Source organism: Ruminococcus callidus ATCC 27760 (assembly GCF_000468015.1).
Taxonomy (GTDB): Bacteria; Bacillota; Clostridia; order Oscillospirales; family Ruminococcaceae; genus Ruminococcus_C; species Ruminococcus_C callidus.
On record NZ_KI260353.1, the window covers coordinates 2,060 to 6,283 of the forward strand.

Consider the following 4,224-nt stretch of genomic DNA (forward strand, 5'->3'; position numbering starts at 1 on the left):
ACGCCCTACGGGTGCCCTAAAGGGGAGCCTAAATGTAGGAGAAATAGCCTTCCCTTTAGGGGAGGGGGACCGCCGTCAGGCGGTGGAGGGGTAACCCCGTGAAATCTCTTGCTTGATGTAAAGATTTACGAACTAACCCCCCAGTCACCTGCGGTGCCAGCTCCCCTAAAGGGGAGCCTATTACAAATAAACCTCCCCTGAAAGGGGAGGGGAACCAGCGAAGCTGGTGGAGGGGTTCCCATGTGAAGCCTTTTTCCTGATGCATTAGATTTCATAGAAAAAACCTAGAATTCTACGGATACAGCACAACGATTCAGACAACTTCATATCTCCATAAACGCACAGACCGGCTCTCCAGTCTGTGCGTTCTGATTGTTGAGCCAAACATTTTCAAATTATTCCTTGACACACATTCTGCAATATGGTACACTAAATTTAACCGAAAAGGCAATTCAGCGAAAGGAATGAACAACACGATGTTTCGAAGTTATGACCTCAGCGGCGTGTGGGACTTTTCCATGGCACAGATGGCAAAGGGCACTTTCCCCACGGCGTTTTCCGATACCATTTCACTCCCCAATACTACCTCTCTCGCCAAAAAAGGCACCCCAAATCCCAGACGGGAAACCGGTTTTCTCACCGATGCCTACGCTTTTGAAGGGCAGGCGTGGTTCCGCAAAAAAATCTATATCGATCCGGAACTGATCGACCCTGACACCGGCTGCTGCCCCATGAAGCTGACATTGGAACGCACTCGCATGACAACCCTCTGGATCGACGGCAGGCGGGTGGGCAGCTGTGACAGTTTGTGCACGCCTCACGTCTATGACATCACCGCCTATGTGACAAAGCCGCTGGTGGAGATTCTGGTGCTGGTGGAGAACACCGGCTATCCCACCAAGGGCGGCCACCTCACCTCGCCGGACACCCAGTCCAACTGGAACGGCATCACCGGTCAGATGACGCTGGAAGTGTTTCCGGATGTCTATGCAGACCATGTGCAGGCGTATCCGAATCCGGCGGAAAAAAATGTCACCCTCACCATGCAGCTTCACGGGGCATCGACGGCAAGCTTTACCGCCACCGGCAGCGTCATGGAGGATGACGAGGAGGACAGCATTCCGCTGTTTCAGGCACAGCTGACGGCGGACGAAAACGGCATGGCTTCGGTGACGATCCCGCTGGACGAGGCGTACTATGCGTGGAGCGAATATCACCCCGCTATGTATTATCTGGTCTACAACATCGACGAGGCGGACTGCGGCTATGTCAGCTTCGGCATGCGGGAGTTCTGTGCCGACGGCAGCCAGTTCACGATCAACGGTCAGCCCACTATGCTCCGCGGCAAACACGACGGACTGATCTTCCCGAAAACCGGCTACGCTCCCACAGATGTGAACGAGTGGCTGCGGGTGCTGGGCATCGCCAAAAGCTACGGCATCAACCACTACCGCTTCCACACCTGCTGCCCGCCGGACGCTGCCTTTACTGCGGCAGATCTGCTGGGCATCTACATGGAGCCGGAACTGCCGTTCTGGGGTACCATTGCGGCTCCCGGTGAGGAGGGCTACAACGAAGCCGAACAGAACTACCTCATTGCACTGGGGGACAAGATGCTGGAAACCTTCGGCAATCACCCCTCGTTTGTGATGTTCTCGCTGGGGAACGAACTGTGGGGCAGTCCGGAACGGCTGGGGGAGATCCTGCGGCACTACAAGGAAAAGGACAGCCGGCACCTGTATACGCAGGGCTGCAACAACTTCCAGCACTTCCCGCTGATGGTGCCGGAGGACGACTATTTTGTCGGCGTGCGGCTGAGCAAGGAACGGCTGCTCCGCGGCTCTTTCGGCATGTGTGATGCTCCGCTGGGACACGTTCAGACCGACCGCCCCAGCACCATGCACCAGTATGACGACGTGATCTTTCCCCGACAGACTGCCGGAGAGGACAGCGGCGACACGGAGGAGATCGAGATCCAGTACGGTACCGGCGTGAAGAAAGTGCAGGTCAGCAAGACTGCCGGCGGACTGATCCCCACCAAGCCGGTCATCACCCATGAGATCGGACAGTACGAGGTCTATCCGGATTTTCGGGAGATCGAGAAGTACACGGGGCCTTTGAAAGCACGGAATTTCGAAGCCTTTCGGGAACGCCTTGCTGCCAGGGGCATGCTGCATCAGGCGAACCGGTTCTTCCGGTGCAGCGGGGCACTGGCGGCTGCCTGCTACAAGGAGGAGATCGAAGCCGCCATGCGTTCCCGCTATATTGCCGGCTTCCAGCTGCTGGACTTGCAGGACTTTTCCGGACAGGGCACGGCTCTGGTGGGCATGCTGGACGCATTTCTGGACAACAAGGGGCTGATCTCGCCGGAGGAATGGCGAATGTTCTGCTCCGACTGCGTACTGCTGGCACAGTTCCCGTCCTATGTGCTGATTACCGGCGAGATGTTTGCGGCAAAGGTTTCTCTGCGGACAGTGCTGCCCCAGTCCGGCACGGCGGAATGGATGCTGATTCGGGAAAACGGCGACAAGCTGGGCGAGGGGAGATTTTCGGTACAGGCGGAATCCGGTCTGACGGAGATCGGCAGCATCTTCTGCCGCATGCCGGAGGAGTTGCAGCGGCCGGAACGAGTGCACCTCATTCTGTCGCTGGCGGACACCGATGTCTGCAACGTCTATGACCTGATGCTCTATCCGGCGATCGCCATGCCGGCACTGGAAGATCAGGGGGAACTGTGTGTCACGGAGCAGCTGGAAACGGCACTGGCAGCTCTGGCGGCAGGGAAAAAGACGGTCTTTTTCCCCAGAGAAACGGCGGAGAGCATACAGGGCTTTTACTGTACGGATTTCTGGTGCTATCCCATGTTCCGCGACATCTGCAACTGGATGAAAAAGCCGGTTGCTGTGGGAACCATGGGGCTTTGCATTCAGGACGACCACCCCGCACTGGAACTGTTCCCCACGCAGGAGTACAGCACGCCCCAGTGGTATGACATTGTGACTGCGGCGGACTGCACCATTCTGGACGACACGCCGGCGGGGTTCACGCCCATTGTACAGATGATCGACAACTTCGAACGCAACCACAAGCTGGGCATTCTCTGGGAAGCCAAAGTGGGCAGCGGCAGCTTGCTGGTCTGCACCAGCCGCCTGTCCGAGATCGCCACCCGTCCGGAAGTGCGTTGGCTGGCAAAGAGCCTGCTGCACTACGCGGCATCAGAGGCATTCGCCCCGCCGCAGAGTGTGACGGCGGAACAGCTGCGGAAGTGGTTTGGGGTGTGAGGGATTTTATTTAGGCTCCCCTTTGTGTATAGGCTCCCCTTTAGGGGAGCTGGCACCGCAGGTGACTGAGGGGTACTTCCGTAAACTCTTTTACGTCAAGCAAAAGATTCCACAAGAACCCCTCCACCGCCTGCGGCGGTCCCCCTCCCCTAAAGGGGAGGCTATTCTTCCAGCGGGGACACGGTGCAATCTGTCCCTACGATTCCACATTGATTCCACGATCTCAAAGGAGTATACACATGGAAAAATTATTACTCATTGCAATTCCCGACACGGACGGCGTGGAGCAGGTCGCACGTCGGCTGCGGCTGCGGACGGTGCTGGTACAGCCGGAACAGTATGCCCGCAGTCTGGGGCAGCTTGCCGGTTATCCTGCTGCGGCGGCAGAGGAAACACCGGCGTTGCCCCTGCCGGAAACGGGGCTGCTGGTGATGTGCGGGCTGAAAAATTCCCACATGGACAAGCTGCTGGCTGCTCTCCGGAACGCCGGCATCGTCATTCCCCACAAGGCGGTGCTGACCCCTACCAACCAGAACTGGAACGTCTGCCGGCTGGCACAGGAACTGGAACGGGAACGGCAGGCGATGGGGGAAAAGTGAATGGCTGTTTGAAAATTTTCTGGGCGAGTAGGGCGTGTAGAAGATTTTACGGAAGAACCCCTCCACCGCCTAACGGCGGTTCCCCTCCCCTTTCAGGGGAGGCTCATTTTAGAGGTGACTGAGGGGTTTCCCTCTATCCCCACCAACGCAAAAACACGGCACACCCAAAGCGGGCGGTGCCGTGTTTTTGCATATAATGGAAGTTAAAAAAATGAAATTGGGAAATGTCGTAATTTTACGGGCTTTATGCAGCGTTTCCTTAAGGCAACACCGCACAAAGCCCGCCTGATGGCTTTGCACGCAATCTGCATGCAGATTTTCCGTCATATTGCCCAGAAATCCCT

The 4,224-nt window shown here is 57.0% G+C and carries 3 protein-coding genes; 2 read left to right on the forward strand and 1 reads right to left on the reverse strand.

The features are described 5' to 3' along the window. The first annotated feature begins 476 nt into the window (after positions 1 to 476). A complete protein-coding gene (locus tag RUMCAL_RS04810) occupies positions 477 to 3,281 on the forward strand; it encodes a glycoside hydrolase family 2 TIM barrel-domain containing protein (protein WP_040647068.1) in 2,805 nt (934 codons plus the stop codon). Positions 3,282 to 3,520: 239 nt separating this feature from the next. Further along, positions 3,521 to 3,880: a DUF3783 domain-containing protein gene (locus RUMCAL_RS04815; protein ID WP_021681463.1), complete on the forward strand. Its 360-nt coding sequence runs from the start codon at positions 3,521 to 3,523 to the stop codon at positions 3,878 to 3,880. 108 nt (positions 3,881 to 3,988) lie between these two features. Here RUMCAL_RS04815 and RUMCAL_RS16205 read toward each other — a convergent pair. Next, positions 3,989 to 4,224: hypothetical protein (locus RUMCAL_RS16205; RefSeq protein ID WP_021681464.1), on the reverse strand; the 236-nt coding region annotated here is incomplete at its 5' end.